We start from the raw sequence: 17,834 nt of genomic DNA on the forward strand, positions 1-17,834 counted from the left end.
TGGAACCACACTGATCCCTTCCCGAACTCAGAGGTGAAACGCTGCTGCGGCGACGATAGTTTAGGGGTAGCCCTCCGTGAAAATAGCTCGATGCCAGGTTTATTATTTAACAACAATGCCCCTTCTATTCATTTAGAGGGGGTTTTGTTTTGGTTATTAAGTACCTGAGTAAAATTAATTGAAGATGAATAAGGTGTCAAGAAAAGGGATGTAACTAGTAGTCTGTCAAATTTATTTTAACGGGTTTTTGGTAGTGCGGGCATCTTGCCCGCGTGAGCGAGACGCTCACACTACAGTCCATCATTTTTATCTTGACAAACTACTAGTTACTGTTCCTTGATTTCAATTATTTGTCTAGTCACAAAAAGCAAAGATAAACTAATAGATAAAATAACCGCAAAGGGAGTGAGATAACTCCAGCGTCCGAACATTTTATCTAAAATATGCCAGGGAAGTATAAACAAACATAGATAGGTTAAATTGTGTATTTTTTTCCAATTTGTTTTAAGTGTTCTAATACTTTCGTCATTAGATGTTATGGCTAAAATAGTGAAAATGATAATTGATGATAAGCCTTGAAAGTATTGGAGGCAAGTATTGAAATCTAAGAAATTTAAAGATTTTTGCCAAATCAATAATGCAGCATGACTCCAAGCAAAACAAAAAGCAGTAACGCCTGTGTAACGTCGGTTTTTTAACAAGCTTTTCCAAATATATTGTTGCTTATAAAAATTCGGAAAAAGTGTTTTGATTATAGTAGGAATAATAGTCAGTGCATAATATATCAAAGACAAAACACCCATAATATTCGCATAATCAATATATGGTATCAAAAAAAATAGCATAGCACTGAGAATGTAATTAATAAATACTAAAGTGACAAAACCAAAACTACCATTCCAGTTTTTATGACTTTTCATGAGTTTTTATGAGTTTTTATTAGATAGATTCTTTAGATCATATAATACGGTTATATTTTACTACGATTAGTAACAAATAGTCAAGGTGGTTGAAAAAATTTTTTAGTATGCTATGAGGCTGATTTGTATAATTATATCGGGCAGGATGTCCGCACCACAAGATTTAGTCCGGGTATTTATTCTACATTGATCGTCAAAACTTGCTCATTTTCGCGTATATATGTGTAATTTGGGTTAATAAACAAAACCCAACAAAATCTTAGAAATGTTGGGTTTCACTTTGTTCTACCCAACCTACAATTATCTTTAACTGAAATCTATCGGTTTTAAGTCAATTTACTGATTTTAACAAAACAAAAAAAGGCAGATTATACAGAGTCTGCAATTTTTATTCAAGATTCCGATTGCAATATTATCGAACTGAGTCAATTTATGGAACAATGATTTTATTCTCCATGACAACAGTTAAAATAGTTGCAGATTTGTATATGATTTTAGTGACCATATATTAGTTTTCAATAATACTAATATATATTTGTTGTTTGCTATTGTCCTCGTCCTGGTTTGCAGTCTGCGAAACCTAATGCTTCGCTATCTAGGAAACTAGCGATCGCCATTTCAATAATAGCTTCTACTGGATAGTCAATTTCAGCAGCACGAGCAATTAAAGCTACTCTGATTTTTTCTGGTAAGCGTTCTAAGATAATTTTAGCATCAGTAGCGGAAAGTTGCTCTAAAAGTTCTACTTGCATAATGTTACTACTCACTTGGTATTTGAACGTTGTAAGGAGGTTCAGTAGCTCTGAGAATAATTGCTTCTAACTCCAATAATAGCCCAGGATTTTCCCAATGAGAAATTGCTTGTACTGCAATACGCACATCTTCGTCTCTATATTTATCTAGCCATGCCCATAAAAAAGCTTTGTGACCTCCACTGAAACGACTACGTAGATTTTGTGCTTTACCAATGTAAAGTAATCCTTCCGTTTTGTGTCTAATAGCGTAAATACCAGGACTTCGAGATATGTTATCAAACCTGCGGTTTAAGGGTTGACATTGCTCAAAGGGAGTAAAAGCTATTGCATCTAATATTACTTGAGCCTGAATTTTTAGATCAGATTCTTTTGCGGACATAAAAACAATTAGGGTAATTCCACAAGAATTATTCCACAGTTTAACGTTATAATAAGTAGTGGTACAAAATAAATTGCATATTTAGGAAAGGAAATGTCAAAATTGATAATGATTTAATAAAAAATATAGGTCGTATTTCTTTATATATTTTTAATCAATTACATAAGTTCTAATTTGACAGATAAAATTGTACTATATTTTTAACAAAAAATGCAAATTACACAGAGTCTTCACACTGCTATCCTAATTACTGATTTAGAACGTTCCGAATATTTCTATAGCCAGATATTAGGATTAAATAAAATAGAACGTCCTTTAAAATATCCCGGTGTCTGGTATCAAATTGGTAATTATCAACTGCATCTGATTGTTGCACCTACTGTACCAACTGATAAGCAACAGGAAAAATGGGGGCAAAATCCTCATATTGCTTTTTCTGTGGTTGATTTGCAGGTTGTGAAAGATGAGTTAATCACTAAAAACTATCCTTTCCAAGCTAGTGTTTCTGGTCGCGCGGCGATTTTTATTAAAGATCCAGATAGAAATATTATTGAACTTAGTCAACAATGAGATTATTCTCCATGACAAAAGTTAAAATGGGTAGATTGTGAAAAGATAAATAGCAAATGTTTTGGGCTGATAAAATCGCTGCTGATGCAGTAGGCTACCAGGTAGTTAATGATTCTAAGACTCCATCAGGAAGAGTACACGTTGGATCTTTGCGGGGTGTGGTTATCCATGATGTGATTTACCGGGCATTGAAACACGCAGGTAAGCCCGTTAAGTTCTTGTATGGTGTGGATGACTATGACGCACTGGATACAGTTCCAAAATACTTAGATCAGGAAAAGTTTTCTCCTTATTTGGGCTTTCCGCTGTGTAATGTGCCTTCTCCTGGTGATGATGCTAGTGATTATGCTAAATATTTCATTGGTGAATTTTTTGAAGTTTTCGAGTATTTAGGAATTAAACCAGAAACTTATTTTCTCCGCGATTTATATCGTTCTGGAAAACTTAATTCCTATATTGACACTTTCTTAAAAAATGCCCATTTGGCGAGAGAAGCTTATAAGGAAGTAAGCAAAGCTGACCGTCCAAATAACTGGTATCCTTTTCAAGTTATTTGTGAAAATTGCGGTAAGATTGCCACAACTGTCACGACAGATTATAACGGTTCAGAAGTATTTTACACCTGCAAACCTGATGCAACTGATTATGTAAAAGGTTGTGGACATTCTGGCTGGGTTTCTCCTTTTAATGGTAATGGTAAATTACCTTGGAAAGTTGAATGGGTGGCTAAGTGGGATGTGTTGGGTGTAACTATTGAAATGGCGGGGAAGGATCATTCTCAAAAAGGTGGTTCTCGTGATGTTGCTAATGCGATTAGTCGCAAGGTTTTACAAAAGCAACCTCCTTTCCATTCTCCCTATGAATTTATTCTGGTAAATGGGACAAAGATGAGTTCTTCTAAGGGTGTAGGTTCGAGTGCTGAAGAAATTGCGGCTTTACTTCCACCAGAATTACTGCGGTTTTTAATGTTGCGGACTCAGCCAAGAACTGTCATTAATTTCGCGCCAAATTATGAAACTACTACTCGTTTATTTAGAGATTACGATACTTTAATCAACAAGTATTCTAAATCTCCCGAATTAACGGAGGAATTAATGCCGTTATTTTACGCACAGCTAGGGGATGAAGTTAAAACTTTCCAACCTTTTGATTTTAGTACCCTGATTTCTTTGTTGCAAGTTCCGCGTTTAAATATTCAGGATGAGGTTATCCAACGTAGTCCACAGCCTTTAACTGAGTATGATCAGCAAATTATTAATCAAAGAATTGCTGCTGCACAATTGTGGTTACAAGATTATGCAGATGAGGAAGAAAAGTTAGTTCTTTATTTGGAACAAGTTCCAGAGAAAGCTAATGATTTGAACTCTGAACAAGTTGCTTATTTGCAAAAGTTGAGGGAGAATTTGCAAAATATTCCTCATTGGGAAGCTGAGGCATTGCAAACTATAATTTTCTCCACTACTAAGGAGTTAGGGATTCAACAACCAATTGCTTTTAAGGCTTTGTATCTATCTTTCTTGAACAAAGAAAAGGGTCCAAAAGCTGGTGGTTTGTTTTCTTATCTGGAGAAGTCTTTTGTGCTTTCGAGGTTACAGGATGTTGTGGCTTTGAATGCGGGTAAGGAAAAAGCAGAAGTTTCTTAATTCCTTGTTCCCTGTCTCTGACAGGGAATACGGTTTATGAGGCTCTGCCTCTAGATTATCAGAAGTCAGAGCCTTCTTGATTGCATTCCCAGCTAGAAGCTGGGAACGAGAAAAAAAAATCCAGTAACTATTCAGAAAGTAAACTTCTCGCTATCTCCTGACAGCGTTCATCTAATTTATTTTCTAATTGTTTATGCAATTTATTCCTGGCATCTTGACGAAAACTTTCTATATTATTAGAGTTCTTCCATACTTCCTCGGCAATTTTAAAGCCTCCTTGAGCAATCCTACTTCCAGCAAAACTATTCTGACTACTAGAAAAACCGTTACGAGTATTTAGAGCTAAAGAAAATCCAGCTACTATTGATCCTATAGCTATTGCCACAGCACCCGTTTTAACTAATGCGTCCATAGGCACAAAGTTACTTTCGTTTATAGATTTTAATTCTTTTTCATGCCAATCAAATACGTTTTTACATTGTGGTTGAAATAATTGTACATAAAGTTCAGGTAATAGCTTTTGACGCGCTAAACGAGGGTCACATTCATAAATTTTGATAAGATGTTTGGCTGCAAGATTAGAGTCTTCACGTAAAGTACAGACAAATGCCAAACCATTATGAGCTAAAGCCATCCAGTATTTATTTGAAAAGCCACCTGTTGTTAAACCAGGATCTAAATTTGTGTTTTTAAGCAAATTTTCTTCACAAAAATTTAACCGTATTTCTCTAGTTTTAATATTGCTAGTTATTAGAGCATCGTCAAGAGCTTCATAAGCAGCTTTTATTTCTCGTGAGATTAGTTGATCACTTTTCTGGATAAGAATATTAAGTTGTTTAACCATAGCTTCCTTCTTAATAGCATCTAAAGAAAGCTTTCCTGCTTTAAGAATTAATTGCAATGTTACAATATCCATTTGTTGCTAAACCCTCCAGGTATTAGGAAAAATTTGAAATAATTAGAATGAACTAGTTTTGTATAACTTAGGGATTTTACCTTATTATCTTTTTGGTCTTCGTCTGTAATGTCCGCTAACAGGATGACCATTTCTCCAATAAGATTTTACATATACATAATCACTTTTATTTGAAATTTCTCTATATTCTTCTAAAGTGATCCTTTTCTTATTTGTCTTTTTCAAGCAAGGTTGTGGTTGGTTTGGTCTTGTTGGACGGGAGGAAGTAGGTTGTACTGGCTTAGATGCAGAAGTGTTGAATGAGTTGTTCTGAGGATTTTGTGGTTCTCTTCTCGTAGGTGAAGGTTGTGTCTTTGGTGGTTGATATGAATTTTTAGGAGGTGTTTGTGTTTGTCGATTAACTTGCTGTTTGAATTTATTAGCAGAAGTGGTTCTTATTTGGCTGACTTGATTTTTTATTTGTATAAACTGAGGAAAACGATTTGCAATTTCAGGGTTTCTGTTATGAAATTTCCAAAGTAAATCTTGGGCAACTGCTGATGCTGCAATTGCTTTTTGAATCTGGTATGAATCATCAAGATAATTTAGTGCTGCTAATTGCTCACATGAAAAATCGTAAAATAGACCAAAACTAGCTGCTAATCCCCCAAAAAATACCATTGCCCAGTATAATTGGGCAAGTTGTCCTAGAGATATATAACCAACCAGACACATTATGGCTAGTGTCCAAGTCCAGTCAACTATTTCTTTAATATGCTGAAAATGCTGGCGCAGGGATGACATTTGAAGATAGTAAATGATTTAACTGTTAGGGCTTTTCTTTGTAGGACTTGAGCATTTCAATAAAATTGATTTAGGTCTATCAGGGTTACTTTTCAGATTTAAATCTTGCTTATAAGGCTCACATCCTTTTTTATGTATGTGAACTTTAACGTAATCTGTAGCTGGTATTTGAACTCGAAAAGCACCTAAATTGTCAGTTGTATCTGTATCTGATCCACCTTCAGATTCCATTATTATTTTTGCTCCCACTATGGGAACTTGAGTGGCTTCATCAAAGACACTAACTTTTACACTGCTGGAATTTGGTGTTGTAGAAGCGTTATTTTCAGACTTTTCCCTATCTGAATCATTTAGTCCTGGGACGTGGGTAGCAGCCCCATAGCCTACAGTCAATAAAAGAATTCCTGTAAGGATATACCAAACAGGTTTTGGTAAATTACTCAGATCCATATAATTGGTAGATGTGGTCGTGTCTTGATGAAGAAAGTCATATTCTAGACATACTTATAATACCGCACAAAAAGAGTAGTTTCCAGAATTGCCATAACTCAATATCACGTCAGACGCAATAAATGGGTTATTTACGGAAGAATCTCGGCAAGTGTGCAATTGCTTGAAACCTTTCCCAAGTTACTCCACGACGGTAGAAATGTTGTTCTTCTTCTGGAAAATTAATATAATTCTCTAAAGTTTGAGTTACGATATCTCTCACTTTCCTTAGTTATTAGGTTGATGTTAAGTAGGTGGGCGGAGGAAAATCAAAATATATTTCGTTTTTTGAAATGGCTAAAACTCAACGACAATAACGCATCGAGGTGAATTTACATATCGTTACACATTTTGGTTATTTCACGTCCACCTACTTATTAACAAACTATCAAAAGAAGTACATTTTTAAGGTGCGTCAGATGTCAAAAATCTATTTATGGCTGGCTGAGTTATCGAATCTGACGCACCCTACAATAGGTTGGTGATTTCACCGTTTAGCTAATTCAGGAGTTTTTCCTTTTAAGCCAATCATTAATTTCAGGGCGAATATTTTAACCATGGGAACTCGCTGCATAATCCATAGACCCAAACGGCGAATTATGACTATTGGTAAGAAGTTGTTGGAAAAAACTCGATCTAATAAATCGGTGAAACCTAATATTGCGAGGTTTTCTTTTTTTCTCCAACTTTCATATTGCTTGAGAATGGAAATATTGCCAATATCTTGACGATGTTTATGTGCTGTTTGGATAATTTCAGCTAATGCGGCTGCGTCACGAATCCCCAAATTTAAACCTTGTCCACCGACAGGATGACAATTATGGGCGGCATCACCAATTAATGCTAATCTAGGGAGAACATAGCGATCGCTCTGCATTAACTGTACCTGAAAAATAAATCTCTCTCCCAATAATTCCAATTTCCCCATTTGCTGACCATAGCGTTTAGTTAGTTCCGCTAAAAATTCCTCATCATTCAACGCACACAAAGCTTTTGCTTCTTCATGGGGTGCAGTCCAAACAATGCGACAACGGTTTCCCGGTAAAGGTAAAATGGCAAAGGGACCACTAGACCAAAATTTTTCGTAAGCGGTGTTATTGTGAGATTTTTCTGGTTTCACAAAGGCCACAATACATGATTGCCAATATTTCCAACCTTTGGTTTTAATTCCCGCAGCTTGACGAATGGGAGATTTTGAACCATCAGCAGCGACTAACAATTTACTGCGAATTATCCGATCTTCGTCGCCAATTTTGATATTAATAGTAACTATATCTCTCTCATTTTGCGTACTTACTACTTCCGCTGGACACAAGATAGTTACATTTGGACAACTTTGCACAAATTCCTGTAACGGTTCTAACAGTGCATAATGTTCCGCTACAAAACCTAACTCTGGTGTCCCTAAATCAGCAGTTTGGAAATTGACTACATCGGGATAATCAGCATCAGAGAGACGAACTTGGTTATATTTGGCAACATTAGGGAGAATTTTATCCCATAAACCAATTCCTTGGAAAATTTGTGCGGACAGCATATGTACAGCATAAGCCTGTCCTTTAGCCACTGCGGCTGATGCCACTCTAGCTTCAATAAGGAGGATATTTAAACCAGAGTCTTTCAAAGCTGCCGCTAAGGTTAAACCGACAATTCCACCACCGACTATAACCAAATCATAATCATATCCCCAGTAGGTTTCTGTGGGGGTGTGGGGAGAGGAAAGAGTGGGGGTAAGCTGGGAGAGGGACATTGTGAAGATAAATTACATAGTTTTAATTATTATTGTGACGCATAATCTGGCATTAATTCCCGCATAGCTTGGATTTCACTGCTGGTTATTTGCATAGCTGATTGATATTTCTGACTGGGTGGTGTCAAAATTAACTACATTATGGAAAGGCTTTAGTCATTAAAAAAAGATAAAATACCCCAAATACATACAAAAAGTTTGTACTTTTATAGGAAAATAGGCTGAAAACCCCGGAATTAACCCCTAAAAATTTTTAGGATTTTTAGGGGTTAATGTCTTTTAAGCCGGGGATGAAAGCCAATTAGAGGCTGTCTTCCTCCAGTGACTTGTGTTACACTACTTGTAACAGGAATGGTAATCAACCTGTATAAAAACCTAACTGCCTAAGGGCAATCTGTACCTTGACAATTAAATCTATGCGGTTCTACTGCATTGTTCTAGCTTCCTCCTAGCAGTAGGTAAAAGATTTATAGGAGCTAGACGAATCAGAATTTTGAAACTTTCTCGTTTCAAGTTAAACAGGACTTGCAGTCATGCAACTACGGTCGGGCAGACCGAAAGTTAACGCTTGGGGAGAGTCCCACCTCTGAGCTAGATAACGCAAGGAGTCTAGTTTAAGTGGTCTCATTGAACCAGGAATCCCCGTGTCTTTAGACCAGGGAGTGTCAAAAAGTATAATTAAGAAAAAGATCAATAAATCTAGCTAAATAGGCTTATTTCTTCACCTATTGCTCCTAGATCCGGTTAAAGTTTCTTTCTAAACTAAAAAGTACCATTTTCCTGTGCCAACAACTAAGTTAGCATTCATAATCAAGGCGACGGTGTAAATTTCCCAGTTGAAGAGGCAAATAAAGGCGTGGGTCAGTATCAATCTGATGAATTAAAGCAGTATAATCCAGAAGCGTTGCCCTGGGCAAGCGCGGCTACCAGTCGTCACTTTCGCTACCGTCCCTGGTTAGTATGGGGGCGACTACTGAGAATAATCTGGTCTTTTGCCGGATTTATATTCAGTCTCAAGTGGGACGACTGGCAAGACGAGGTAGAGGAAAATCAAGGGAAACGCGCTACCCAGTTGCGAACCCTACTTACCGATCTGGGTCCGACATTTATTAAAGTTGGTCAAGCCCTCTCGACTCGTCCCGACTTAATCCGCAAGGATTTCTTAGCAGAACTAATCAAGTTACAAGACCAGTTACCACCTTTTGATAATGATCTGGCATATCAGATCATTGAAACAGAATTAAATCGCTCAATTGGCGAAATCTTTCGGGAACTTTCCCCTCAACCCGTAGCAGCGGCTAGTTTGGGTCAAGTCTACCGGGGTCGCTTACTCAGTGGTGAAGAAGTGGCAGTCAAGGTACAACGCCCCAATTTACGCCCATTACTGACAAAAGACCTGTATCTCATGCGTTGGGTTGCCAGTTGGCTTGCTCCCTGGCTACCGCTAAATCTCGGTCATGATTTAACTTTGATTGTGGACGAGTTTGGCACAAAGTTATTTGAGGAAATTGATTACATCAATGAAGGTCACAATGCGGAAAAGTTTGCCCATAATTTCCGTGATGACCCCCAGGTAAAAATTCCCAGTATTTACTGGAATTATACCAGCACTCATGTTTTAACCCTAGAATGGATTAATGGCTTTAAACTCACAGATACTCAGAATATTCAATCTGTAGGTTTAGACCCAGAAGCCATCATTCAAATAGGTGTAACTACTGGTTTACAACAACTATTAGAGCATGGTTTTTTCCATGCCGATCCTCATCCTGGGAATTTGTTCGCTATGGCCGATGGTCGCATGGCTTACATTGATTTTGGTATGATGGATCAATTAGAGGAAACCACTAAGGAGAATTTAGTTGATGCTTTAGTGCATTTGGTAAATAAGGATTACGCTGATTTAGCGGCAGATTTTGTCAAATTGGGCTTTTTGGCAGCGAATACTAATATTGCCCCTATTGTGCCGGCATTAGAAGCGGTATTAGGAAATGCTATTGGTAAAAATGTCCAAGATTTCAACTTCAAAACCATTACCGATGAGTTTTCGGAATTGATGTATGAATATCCTTTCCGTGTACCGGCAAAGTTTGCTTTAATTATTCGTTCTTTGGTGACACAAGAAGGAATTGCGCTGAGTCTGAACCCCAATTTCAAAATTGTGGAAGTTGGTTATCCCTATATCGCCCGACGATTATTAACTGGGGAATCTCCCGCATTAAGGCGACGGCTATTGAATGTGTTGTTTAAAGATGGTAAATTTCAGTGGCAAAGGTTAGAAAATCTGATTACTATTGCTCGCACTGATAGCAATTTCGATGTTTTACCAACAGCGAAGATGGGTTTGGAATTCATCCTTTCCGAAGAGGGTAAATTTCTCCGTCGTCAGTTGGTTTTAGCTATCACTGAAGATGACCGTTTGCACACAGAAGAAGTCCAAAGTTTGTGGGATTTAGTCAAGGACGATTTACCCCCAAATCGTTTACTAAATGTGGCCATTAGCCTTTTAACAGAGTTCTCTAGAGAAGGTGTAGCAGCTATTTTAGCTAAATAATCTGTTACCAAATAAAAATGAATTTTCATAACAACCAGGAGTTTTAATGTACTATTACCCTCTGCAACCGCCTTATTTTTTACTATTAGTTGGTTTTCTCACTGCTTTCACTTCTGGGTTAGCTTTATCTGGAACATTAAAGGTAATTGTCCAGCAATGGCCACAGGATAAATCTCCTAAAGAAAAGACTAATACCCGTTCTTTTTATAAACAATTGTTAGTGCCATTTATTGGTATTACTGGTGGTTCTTGCTTATTTCTTTGTTCTGGTTTTGAGATATTTGGGTTTCCTTTAGGAATGGCTTTAAGTATCGGTTTACCTATGAGTCTGCTAACTTGTTTCTTTATTTGGCGGCAGTTGGGAGGTTTGCTAGATTATGTTAAAAGCGAAGGAATGCAGTCTTTGGATTTAGATTCTTGGTCTTAGTAAGATTATCTTGTCTGAATCAGGATGTCCATGATTCAAAGATTAACAGGATGGAAAAATACATTGTCTGAATCAGGATGTCCATGATTCAAAGATTAACAGGATAAAGAAATTAAATTCATTGTCTGAATCAGGATGTCCATGATTCAAAGATTAACAGGATGGAAAAATACATTGTCTGAATCAGGATGTCCATGATTCAAGGATTTACAGGATGAAGAAAATAGGTATCTTATTACCAATCACCAATTACCAATCACCAATTACCAACTAGATAACTAGCAATTTACTATTGCTGATGATAGTTTTTGAGGAGAAAAAGCTAATGCAGATAATCCGTTTACCGGTACTTTCAGATAATTATATATTTTTACTGCATGATCCAGTGCGGAATATTGCGGCTGTTGTTGATCCTGCGGAAGCACAACCAGTTTTAGAGGAATTGACGAAACTCAAGGCTGATTTAGTAGCAATTTTTAATACTCATCATCATGGCGATCATGTGGCTGGAAATACGGGGTTGATGAAGGAATTTCCCGATGTGAAAGTTTATGGAGGTGCGGAAGATCGGGGGAGAATTCCGGGACAACAGGTGTTTTTGCAGGAAGGCGATCGCATCCAATTTAGCGATCGCACTGCTAATATATTCTTTGTACCTGGACATACTCGCGCTCACATTGCCTACTATTTCCCCCCAGCAAGTCCAGGAGAGCCTGGAGAATTGTTTTGTGGTGATACATTGTTTGCGGGAGGTTGTGGTCGTTTATTTGAAGGTACACCGGGGCAAATGGTAGATTCTTTAACTAAACTCCGGGCTTTACCTGATCATACTCGCGTCTGGTGCGCCCATGAATACACTTTAAGCAATTTGCGTTTTGCGGTGACTGTGGATGCTGAAAATGCAGATTTACAAAAACGCTACCAAGATGTTAAAGCTCAACGGGATGGGAATGAAGCGACAGTTCCATCAATACTAGGAGTGGAAAAACTCACAAATCCTTTTTTACGTTGGGAAGAACCATCTCTACAAGCAATAGCGAAAAGTAAAGAAGGAGTCCAAACCTTTGCCCGGATTCGAGGGATGAAGGATAATTTTTAGTCAGTTGTCAGTTGTCAGTGGTTAAGAATTTTCTGGTTATCTTCTTTGTGTGTCCCTTCTCAACTCCTTTTTTGATATTTCTGACATTTGGTATTGCGATCGCTCCCCAAACTTCGCTAGAATCTTGAGGCTGTGGGTATGTTCAAAGTCGCTGAGGATCAAGCTACAATTTTGTGAGCCACTCTGATGACACCCAAATAACGAAGATTTTACCAAGAAAAGCGAAAAACAATGGCGAAACGTGTGCAATTAGTTTTAACAAAAGATGTTACCAAGCTGGGAAAACTCGGTGATTTGGTAGAAGTAGCTCCCGGTTATGCTCGTAACTACCTCATCCCCCAGAGTTTAGCCGCTCGTGCTACACCCGGTCTGCTCAAACAAGTGGAACGCCGACGCGAGAAAGAATATCAAAGACAATTAGAACTCAAACAACAAGCAACTGAGCAAAAAACAGCTTTAGAAAATATTGCTGGTTTAAAAATTGCCAAGCAAGTTGGTGAAAATGAGGCTATTTTCGGTACAGTTACTACTCAAGATGTTGCAGATGCAATTCAAGCAGTAGCTAGTCTAGAAATAGATCGTCGTGGGATCACTATTCCCGATATTAGCCAATTGGGTACTTACAAAGCTGAAATTAAACTCCATTCTGAAGTAACAGCAGTAATTAACATTGAAGTCGTCTCTAACTAACGGTGACTTAATTAATCACCACAGATGATATATCTGTGGTTATCAATATTTTCCTATCGGTTTTGGATGATTAGGTAAAAATCCAAAATCGCTAAAATTTAAAATTCTATGGCTGAAGAACTAAGTTTTCAAGGTGATGGTAGTAATCGCGTCCCACCTCAAAACATCGAAGCAGAAGAAGCGATTCTAGGAGGTATTCTACTAGATCCAGAGGCAATTGGTCGAGTGAGCGATCGCCTAGTTCCGGAAGCATTTTATATTAGCGCCCATACAACCATCTATCAAGCCGCCCTGCGTCTCCATACCCAGCAAAAACCCACAGACTTACTTTCTATAACTAGTTGGTTGACAGACAATGATCAATTAACACAAATTGGTGGCAGAAATAAATTAGCAACATTAGTAGACCGGACAGTTTCTGCCGTCAATATTGATGCCTTAGCAGGGTTAGTCATGGAAAAATACCTGCGTCGGCAATTAATTAAAGCCGGGAATGAAATTGTTCATCTTGGTTTTGAAACAGAAACAGAATTACCAATTGTTCTTGATAGTGCCGAACAAAAAGTTTTTAACGTCACCCAACAAAAAACCCAATCGGGATTGGTTCATATTGGTGACACTTTAATTAATACTTTTCAAGATATTGAAACTCGTCATCAAGGCATTGCTTTACCGGGGATACCTTGTGGTTTCTATGATTTAGATGCCATGACTAGCGGTTTTCAGCGTTCTGATTTAATTATCGTTGCTGGGAGGCCGTCAATGGGAAAATGCCTCAGCCATGATTCAGAAATCGTCTTAGCAGATGGACAAATTGCGACAATTGAAGAACTATATCAGCAACGTCAAGGTTCATTATTAACCTTAAATGATGATTGGAAATTTACCTTTACCCAACCATCTGCATTTGTAGATGATGGAATTAAACCAGTTTTCCGCGTCACAACTCGATTAGGTCGGGTAATTGAAACCACAATCACTCACCCATTTTTAACTATTAAAGGCTGGCAAAGATTAGAAAATTTGCAAGTTGGAAATAAGATTGCCATCCCTCGTAAAATAGATGTGTTTGGGACAGAAACTATCCGCGAGTGTGAAGTCAAATTATTAGGTTATTTAATTGGTGATGGTGGTTTAACTAATAGCACTCCTAGATTTACAAACAGCAACCCATTATTGCAAACAGATTTTTCTGAAGCAGTAACTGAATTTGGTGGTTTATCAGTACGATGGGAAGATTCCCAAGGACAACGGACACCTTCATTATGTGTTCGTGGAGATTTAGAATTGATTGCCACTCAAAGACAGCTTTTCGCGGAAAGGCTCAAAATTGCTATTAGTTCTCGTTCATTAACTGCTAAAAAATTGAGCAATGAACTAGGAGTAACGCCATCTTTACTTTGTATGTGGCAAAAAGGAGAATGTGTACCAAATTATGACACTTTTGAGTTATTATGTAAAACTCTGGAAATTAAGTCAGAAGAATTTGCACCTCATGGATTCGCTAGTATCAGTAAATCGAGTAAAAATGCTTTGACAGTTTGGTTAGAAAAATTAGGTTTATGGGGCAAAGATGCTCATACTAAAACTGTCCCAAATATTGTATTTAAATTAGAAAAATCACAATTATCCTTATTCCTAAATCGTCTCTTTGCCACTGACGGCTGGGCTACCCTACTCAATAGTGGTCAATCACAATTAGGTTATGGTACAGTCAGCGAAAAACTAGCAAGACAAATTCAACATCTGTTATTAAGATTTGGTATTATTGCTGCTTTGAAAAAAAGGTCTGTAAAATATAATAATACCCGCAGACCAGCATGGCAATTAGATATTACTGATGCCATATCTATCAAAAACTTCATTGCAGAAATTGGCATTTTTGGCAAAGAAGCAGCATTAGCAAAAGTTACAGAAGCAATATCTCAAAAAAGATATCAAACCAATCGTGACTTGATACCTGTAGAAATTTGGGAACAGATAGCAGTAGCTAAAGGTAGCGAAACTTGGAGTAGTTTAGCTCAACGGGCTGGGATTAAAAGCTATACAAATATTCATGTCGGTAAACGGGCATTAAAAAGGGAAAGATTATGGATTTTAGCCACGGCTTTAGACAATTTACCACTTCAGCAATTAGCAAATAGTGATGTATATTGGGATGAAATTATTTCTATTGAATCAGTTGGTAACAAACAAGTTTATGATTTAACAATTCCCGAAACACACAACTTTATTGCTAATGATATTTGTGTTCACAATACCGCCTTTTGTCTTAACCTCGCTCATAATATTGCTGCTGGTTATAAACTACCGGTGGCTGTTTTTAGTTTAGAAATGTCCAAAGAACAGCTAGTACAAAGACTATTAGCTAGTGAAGCCGGAATTGAAAGCAGTTATTTAAGAAGTGGCCGGATTAGTCAAACCCAATGGGAACCTTTAAGCCGTGCCATTGATAAACTCTCAGACACGCCAATTTTTATTGATGATACGTCAAATATTACAGTCACACAAATGCGAAGTCAAGCGCGACGACTGCAAGCCGAACAAAATGGAAATTTAGGATTAATAGTCATTGATTACTTGCAATTAATGGAAGGTGCAGGTGATAATCGTGTGCAAGAATTATCAAGAATTACCCGTTCTTTAAAAGGTTTAGCAAGAGAATTATCTGTACCCATAATTGCTTTATCACAGTTAAGTCGTGGAGTAGAAGCAAGAACTAATAAACGCCCAATGTTATCTGATTTGAGAGAATCGGGTTGTTTAGCAGGAGATACTTTAGTAACATTAGCTGATAGTGGAATACAAATACCAATTAAAGAATTAGTAGGTAAATTTGGTTTTGCAGTTTGGGCATTAAATGAAAAAACAATGCAATTAGAAAAAGCAATTGTGAGTAATGCCTTTTCCACAGGCATGAAATCGGTATTTACCTTAACAACTCGATTAGGTCGAAAAATTCGTGCTACTGGTAATCATAAATTTTTAACTATTAATGGTTGGAAAAGATTAGATGAATTAGATTTGAATCAACAATTAATTGCCCTTGCCAACAGTGATGTATACTGGGATGAAATTGTTTCAATTATACCTGATGGAGAAGAAGAAGTATTTGATTTAACAGTTGATAAATTACATAATTTTATTGCTAATAATATTATTGTTCATAACTCAATTGAACAAGATGCGGATATAGTAATGATGTTATACCGCGATGAATATTATTCACCAGATACCCCAGAGAGGGGAGTTACAGAAGTAATCATAGCTAAACATCGGAACGGACCAACAGGAACAATTAAACTATTATTTGATCCACAATTTACAAAGTTTAAAAATCTCGCTAAACCAAATAATAATTGGTAATATGTTAAAAAAAAATTATGCCAGTTTGATATTACTATTTATTTCTATTAATATTGGTAGTATTCAAAAAATAGCCCAAGCCCAAACACCTGTTACACCAGTTACTACTAAACAAATTTGTCCTGCTCAATTATCATCTGCTATTAATACTATTATTAATCATCCTCAATTTAGTCGAGTCCGTTGGGGGATTTTAGTTAAACCATTATCATCAGAAAAAATTCTTTATAGTCAAGATTCTCAAAAATATTTTATTTCTGCTTCTAATATGAAGCTATTTACTACCGCAGCAGCATTACAGAAATTGGGGGCAGATTTTCGGATTCGTACCTCTATTTATGATGAAGGTAATGGTGTTTTGCGTGTAGTGGGAAGGGGAGATCCTAGTTTCAAAAATGCTCAATTAACAATATTATCAAAACAACTATATCAACAGGGAATTCGGCAAATTAATCAGTTAATTGCTGATGATAGTTATTTTCAAGGTGAAGTAGTTAATTCCAGTTGGGAATGGGAAGATATACAGGCTGATTATGGCGCACCTGTTAATAGTCTAATTGTCAATGAAAATGCTTCTATTTTAACTTCTTTACCCCAAACTATTGGACAACCATTAAAGATTCAATGGAATGATCCTACAGAAACATATCACTGGAAAGTTGAAAATAATTCCGTCACTACTGAAGCCGATAAACCCAGTTTTGTAGAAGTAAATCGTGACTTAAAAGGACAAATTCTGCGAATCAAAGGACAATTGGCTATAAATTCCCAGCCAGAGATTACAGGTTTAGCCGTATTTGATCCAGTTGCTAATTTTATCAGACAATTTCGCCAAAATTTAGCTAAAGAGGGAATTACAGTTAAAGAAACTCTGAGTAGTAATCTGAGTAAAAATGACAAAGAAATAGCCGCAGTAGAATCTCCACCTTTATCGGAATTATTACTAGAGACAAATGTGAATAGTAATAATTTATATGCTGAGGCTTTACTCAGAAGTTTAGCTATTAAGAAACCAGAAGAAAAAAATCAAAATACGGCTGATGTCGGATTACAAGTTGTCAGAGAAACTTTAACTCAATTAGGAGTTGCACCAGCAGGTTATGTCATTGTAGATGGTTCTGGTTTATCTCGGAAAAATTTAACGACTCCAGCAGCGTTGGTACAACTTTTACAAGGAATTGATAAATCACCTCAAGCAGCAGTTTTTCGGGCTTCTTTACCTATTTCTGGTGTCAAAGGTAGTCTAAAAAATCGGTTTCTTAATACTGCGGCTGCGGGAATAGTGCAAGCAAAAACAGGTTCAATGACAGGAATTTCTGCTTTATCTGGATATATGAACGCACCCAATTATGAACCCTTGGTTTTTAGTATTATGGTAAATCAATCTGAACAACCGGGGAAAGTCATGAGAACAGCAATAGATGAAATTGTAGTTTTATTATCTGAATTAAAGCGGTGTTAAAATAATTGAGTTGAGTAAATGACAGGACTTA

At 37.0% G+C, this 17,834-nt stretch carries 16 protein-coding genes; 8 read left to right on the plus strand and 8 right to left on the minus strand.

Features of this window, described 5'->3' with window-relative positions:
- Positions 1-326 precede the first annotated feature (326 nt).
- The 3 genes from FJR06_RS11950 to FJR06_RS11960 all read right to left on the minus strand — a co-directional run bounded on the left by FJR06_RS11950 (position 327) and on the right by FJR06_RS11960 (position 2,054).
- A complete protein-coding gene (locus FJR06_RS11950) occupies positions 327-920 on the minus strand; it encodes a ferric reductase-like transmembrane domain-containing protein (protein ID WP_168651497.1) in 594 nt (197 codons plus the stop codon).
- A 545-nt stretch (positions 921-1,465) separates the two neighbouring features.
- Entirely contained in the window at positions 1,466-1,672 is a 207-nt protein-coding gene (locus FJR06_RS11955) for a hypothetical protein (protein ID WP_015079117.1), read from the minus strand.
- A gap of 7 nt (positions 1,673-1,679) precedes the next feature.
- Positions 1,680-2,054 (minus strand): GIY-YIG nuclease family protein, encoded by a 375-nt coding sequence (locus FJR06_RS11960; RefSeq protein ID WP_015079118.1) that lies wholly within the window; start codon positions 2,052-2,054, stop codon positions 1,680-1,682.
- Positions 2,055-2,264: 210 nt separating this feature from the next.
- On the opposite strand from FJR06_RS11960, the gene FJR06_RS11965 reads away from it, so the two are divergent.
- Both FJR06_RS11965 and lysS read left to right on the plus strand, forming a co-directional pair.
- On the plus strand, positions 2,265-2,624 hold the full coding sequence (locus FJR06_RS11965; RefSeq protein WP_168651498.1) for a VOC family protein: 360 nt from the start codon (positions 2,265-2,267) through the stop codon (positions 2,622-2,624).
- Positions 2,625-2,680: 56 nt separating this feature from the next.
- On the plus strand, positions 2,681-4,267 hold the full coding sequence (gene lysS, locus FJR06_RS11970) for a lysine--tRNA ligase (protein WP_168651499.1): 1,587 nt from the start codon (positions 2,681-2,683) through the stop codon (positions 4,265-4,267).
- A 127-nt stretch (positions 4,268-4,394) separates the two neighbouring features.
- Here lysS and FJR06_RS11975 read toward each other — a convergent pair whose 3' ends face one another.
- The 5 genes from FJR06_RS11975 to FJR06_RS11990 all read right to left on the minus strand — a co-directional run bounded on the left by FJR06_RS11975 (position 4,395) and on the right by FJR06_RS11990 (position 8,205).
- The gene (locus tag FJR06_RS11975) at positions 4,395-5,183 is read right to left on the minus strand and encodes a hypothetical protein (protein ID WP_168651500.1); all 789 of its coding nucleotides are present in this window, start codon (positions 5,181-5,183) and stop codon (positions 4,395-4,397) included.
- An 84-nt stretch (positions 5,184-5,267) separates the two neighbouring features.
- Entirely contained in the window at positions 5,268-5,843 is a 576-nt protein-coding gene (locus FJR06_RS11980; protein WP_168651501.1) for a hypothetical protein, read from the minus strand.
- 141 nt (positions 5,844-5,984) lie between these two features.
- Positions 5,985-6,416 (minus strand): hypothetical protein, encoded by a 432-nt coding sequence (locus FJR06_RS11985; RefSeq protein ID WP_168651502.1) that lies wholly within the window; start codon positions 6,414-6,416, stop codon positions 5,985-5,987.
- 127 nt (positions 6,417-6,543) lie between these two features.
- On the minus strand, positions 6,544-6,678 hold the full coding sequence (locus FJR06_RS24700) for a hypothetical protein (protein WP_256369497.1): 135 nt from the start codon (positions 6,676-6,678) through the stop codon (positions 6,544-6,546).
- 264 nt (positions 6,679-6,942) lie between these two features.
- Entirely contained in the window at positions 6,943-8,205 is a 1,263-nt protein-coding gene (locus tag FJR06_RS11990; RefSeq protein WP_168651503.1) for an FAD-dependent hydroxylase, read from the minus strand.
- Between the two features lie 856 nt (positions 8,206-9,061).
- Here FJR06_RS11990 and FJR06_RS11995 point away from each other — a divergent pair.
- The 6 genes from FJR06_RS11995 (at position 9,062) to dacB (ending at position 17,803) form a co-directional block, all read left to right on the plus strand.
- Positions 9,062-10,759, plus strand: coding sequence for an AarF/ABC1/UbiB kinase family protein (locus FJR06_RS11995; protein ID WP_168651504.1), 1,698 nt, complete (start codon positions 9,062-9,064; stop codon positions 10,757-10,759).
- Between the two features lie 46 nt (positions 10,760-10,805).
- Positions 10,806-11,186 carry a hypothetical protein gene (locus FJR06_RS12000; RefSeq protein WP_015079123.1) on the plus strand — a complete coding sequence of 127 codons (381 nt, stop codon included), beginning with the start codon at positions 10,806-10,808 and terminating at the stop codon, positions 11,184-11,186.
- 325 nt (positions 11,187-11,511) lie between these two features.
- Positions 11,512-12,285, plus strand: a complete 774-nt coding sequence (gene gloB, locus FJR06_RS12005) for a hydroxyacylglutathione hydrolase (protein WP_015079124.1) — start codon at positions 11,512-11,514, stop codon at positions 12,283-12,285.
- A gap of 231 nt (positions 12,286-12,516) precedes the next feature.
- The gene (gene rplI, locus FJR06_RS12010) at positions 12,517-12,975 is read left to right on the plus strand and encodes a 50S ribosomal protein L9 (protein ID WP_015079125.1); all 459 of its coding nucleotides are present in this window, start codon (positions 12,517-12,519) and stop codon (positions 12,973-12,975) included.
- A 108-nt stretch (positions 12,976-13,083) separates the two neighbouring features.
- Entirely contained in the window at positions 13,084-16,341 is a 3,258-nt protein-coding gene (dnaB, locus tag FJR06_RS12015; RefSeq protein WP_015079126.1) for a replicative DNA helicase, read from the plus strand.
- A 1-nt stretch (position 16,342) separates the two neighbouring features.
- Entirely contained in the window at positions 16,343-17,803 is a 1,461-nt protein-coding gene (gene dacB, locus FJR06_RS12020) for a D-alanyl-D-alanine carboxypeptidase/D-alanyl-D-alanine-endopeptidase (RefSeq protein ID WP_168651505.1), read from the plus strand.
- The last annotated feature ends 31 nt before the right edge of the window (positions 17,804-17,834 follow it).

The organism is Dolichospermum sp. UHCC 0352, from assembly GCF_009711925.1.
GTDB lineage: Bacteria > Cyanobacteriota > Cyanobacteriia > Cyanobacteriales > Nostocaceae > Dolichospermum > Dolichospermum lemmermannii.